Source organism: Bartonella sp. AA74HLJMH, assembly GCF_042197045.1.
GTDB lineage: Bacteria > Pseudomonadota > Alphaproteobacteria > Rhizobiales > Rhizobiaceae > Bartonella.
The window spans coordinates 1-3,218 of record NZ_JBHIRJ010000054.1 but is presented as its reverse complement, the minus strand read 5'-3'; the positions used below and the strand labels follow the sequence as shown (position 1 = coordinate 3,218).

At 40.5% G+C, this 3,218-nt stretch carries 3 protein-coding genes and 1 pseudogene; 2 read left to right on the top strand and 2 right to left on the bottom strand.

The genetic code is table 11. The features are described 5' to 3' along the window. The first annotated feature begins 449 nt into the window (after nt 1–449). A pseudogene (locus tag ACFINH_RS09375) lies at nt 450–1,272 on the top strand (DNA adenine methylase). A gap of 97 nt (nt 1,273–1,369) precedes the next feature. Here ACFINH_RS09375 and ACFINH_RS09370 read toward each other — a convergent pair. Further along, on the bottom strand, nt 1,370–1,726 hold the full coding sequence (locus tag ACFINH_RS09370) for a type II toxin-antitoxin system HigA family antitoxin (RefSeq protein ID WP_156851753.1): 357 nt from the start codon (nt 1,724–1,726) through the stop codon (nt 1,370–1,372). Further along, entirely contained in the window at nt 1,723–2,037 is a 315-nt protein-coding gene (locus ACFINH_RS09365; RefSeq protein WP_317993618.1) for a type II toxin-antitoxin system HigB family toxin, read from the bottom strand. Before ACFINH_RS09365 ends, ACFINH_RS09370 begins: the two co-directional genes overlap by 4 nt. Before the next feature lie 165 nt (nt 2,038–2,202). Between ACFINH_RS09365 and ACFINH_RS09360 the strand changes: the two genes are divergently transcribed. Beyond that, the coding region (locus tag ACFINH_RS09360) for a phage tail sheath subtilisin-like domain-containing protein (RefSeq protein ID WP_375632868.1) at nt 2,203–3,218 on the top strand (1,016 nt) is incomplete at its 3' end.

Below are 3,218 nucleotides of genomic sequence, written 5' to 3'. Positions count from 1 at the left end.
CTTTTTTTGACTGACAGTGTCAGGCTTATGGAGCATGATGATGGTTGTTATAGTCTCTTCATTGATTTGGAGAGCAAGATGGCAACAGAAGTGAATAGTCTCTGCTGCACTGTAGTGAAGTCATTCTTTATCTCTAGAGGGATGCCCCGAAATCATGACTAATCCCCTCTTCTACTTCAAAAAATTTGTAAAGAGATCAACGGCTCTTGGCAAGCCGCTCTGATAACCTATCGCTATGAGAAATCAAGCAGATATATCACAGGAATTATCCTAGAAACTCCGAACCAAAGAAAGAAACAAAAAATAGAGGCTGGGCTGGTAGTCCAGCCAACGGGAACAGTTTAGCGACAAACCCGTCCGATGCAACTCAACTCAACATCGCAGCCACTTCTTATCACTTGGAAATAGTGAGAAGATGGCTACTATAGATGAAAGAGTGTTAAAAAATGATGGATACACTTTGTAAAGAAAAATTAAAATCTATTGATCCTATAGAACCAGCTGCCGCTTATGTTGGTGGCAAAATCAAGTTGGCAAAAACCATTATCAAAATCATTGAAGGCATTCCCCATCGCACTTATGCCGAACCTTTTGTTGGCATGGGAGGAATATTCTTTAGGCGGAAATTGATTCCCTTATATGAAGTCATCAATGATCGCTCAGGCGATGTGGTGAATTTTTTTTCGGGTGTTGCAACGCCATTATCACCCTTTTATGGATCTGTTGGAGTTCCAGATTAGCAGCCGTGAGGCGTTTCAACGTTTTACGTTACAAGATCCAAAGACGCTTACGGATTTAGAGCGAGCTTTGCGGTTTTTATATCTACAGCGGTTGAGTTTTGGTGGGCAGGTGGCAAAGCGTACCTTTGGAGTTGATCCCCACCGTGGTGCACGGTTTAACTCTTTCAAACTTGAAGGGTTCTTAAAGCTTATTTACCGGCGTTTATCAGGTGTCACTATTGAACATTTAGATTGGTTTGATTTTATCAGGCGTTATGACCGGCCAACGACCTTGTTTTACCTTGATCCACCTTATTGGGGCGTTGAGAATTGCTATGGCAAGGATTTGTTTAAGCGAGAGGATTACCAGACGATGTCCACACTGTTTGCACAATTAAAGGGAAAGTTTGTTCTGTCTCTCAATGATGTGCCAGAAGTTCGAAAAACCTTCAGTCAATTTACCTTTAAAAAGGTAAACACGTTTTATTCGTGTAACGCCTCAAATAATGCGATTCCAGCTAAAGAGTTGATCATCTCAAATTGCGATTTCTAAAACGAGAAATAATACATATTAAAGGATCTTTAAATGATCTTTGACGACCTTTTGAAACCCCTTAAAAATCTTTCAAAAAAATAAATTAGTATAAAACCTAAGCTATCAGACTTTCTAGTGGAATATTGAACTGTTGGTGCAAGTTTTTAATCATGCGCAGTGTTAATTTTCTTTTACCACTCAAGATTTCATAAACACGATTTAAATGACCAATCGCAGGAACGAGATCTTTAGCACTTAAGTTCATTTGTTCCATTCTAAATTTAATAGCTTCAATCGGGTGAGGAGGAGAAACAGGATAGTGTTCTGCTTCATACGCTTCAATCAACAACACAAGAACCTCCATTTGATCAAATTCTGGAGTATTCTCTTTAGGTTGATTGTCAAACATTGCAGACACAATTTCTAAAGCTTCTTGATAATCTCTTTCAGTGCGAAGTGGTTTGATATTCATTTCTTAAATTCCTTTAGTTCTACAGTATTAGCATCAATTGCATCATACTGTTTGTGTGTCCCTATAAATTTTATATAAAGCCAACCTGCTGGATAAAAGATTGAAACAACTAAACGATAATCATTGCCTCTAATATTAAAAACAACACGATTATTCTTTAATATGCTTGCATTTTTATACTTCTCTTTAATGTCATGAGGAGAACGCCACTGCGCATTTTTAGCTTCATCTACCCATGCTTTTAACGGTTGTTCAGCATCAGGATATCGAGCCCAAAAAGTTTGAAGTGTGGAGATTTTAACAATTTTCATAAGTGTATCCTGATTTTTATCAATCTTAGTACCATTTTGGGACTAAGTCAAGATATTTATAAAAAGAAAGTGCTTGTTGAAAACAAACCTTTCTCAAGAGCGGCTTTTTACCTCTCATTTTTCCCATTCATTTTCATTCACCACTTATTTAAAGGAGCATAAAGTATGGCAACAGGTTTTCTACACGGTGTTGAAGTTGTCGAGGTTGACGACGGCACCAGACCCCTTCGCGCGGTACAATCGGCAGTTATCGGGATTGTTGGCACAGCACCTGATGCCGATGACCGAGCATTTCCCCTTAATACGCCAGTTTTGGTAACAGGCTCTCTTTCACAAGCAGCTAAACTGGATAAAACGGGTAAGCGTCAAGGTACCTTACCCAATGCCCTTGATCTTATTTTCAAGCAAGTGGGAGCTATTGTTGTTGTCGTGCGTGTGAACGAAGGTGACAATGAAAATGCAACACTCACCAATGTTCTAGGTGGTGTGAATGCAAATGGCGCTTATGAAGGCGTCCATGCTTTGATTGGAGCGGGGTCCATTGTGGGACAAACACCACGCATTCTCATCGCTCCAGGCTTTACACACAAACGCCCTATAAGTCTTAGCAAGATTGATGTGATAAACCAAGGAAGCGGTTACACTCAAGCAACCGTTAAAATTGCCGGCGGGGCAGAAGCAGAAGCAATCCTGAAAGATGGAAAAGTAACTTCTGTTGTCATTAAGGACAGTGGCTTTGATTATCAAACCGCCCCAAATGTGACGATTGAAGGGGATGGCACTGGAGCGACAGCCAAAGCCGAAATCAGTACAACCTCTAATCCTGTAGCAGCAGAACTGATTGGCATTGCAGAGCGTTTGCGTGCTATTGTGGTGCTTGATGCACCAAACAGCACAGATGAAGCAGCCCTTAGCACAGCAAAAGATTTTGATTCAAAACGCGCCATCATAGTTGACCCTTTTGTAAAGGTGAATCGTGATGGAAAAATTGTAGAACAGCCGGCAAGTGCAGCGGTTGCTGGTGTCATTGCCAAAATAGATTTTACCCATGGTTTTTGGCATTCTCCTTCCAATAAAGTGATCAATGGAATTGTGGGAACTGCACGCCCTATTGATTTTTCCATTGGGGACAGATCAAGCCGCGCCAACCTTCTTAACGAACAAAACATCACAACCATTAT

Excerpts from the sequence above, each read along its gene's own strand:
- ACFINH_RS09370 (WP_156851753.1), bottom strand. The coding sequence starts at position 1,726 with ATGAATATCAAACCACTTCGCACTGAAAGAGATTATCAAGAAGCTTTA.
- ACFINH_RS09365 (WP_317993618.1), bottom strand. The coding sequence starts at position 2,037 with ATGAAAATTGTTAAAATCTCCACACTTCAAACTTTTTGGGCTCGATAT.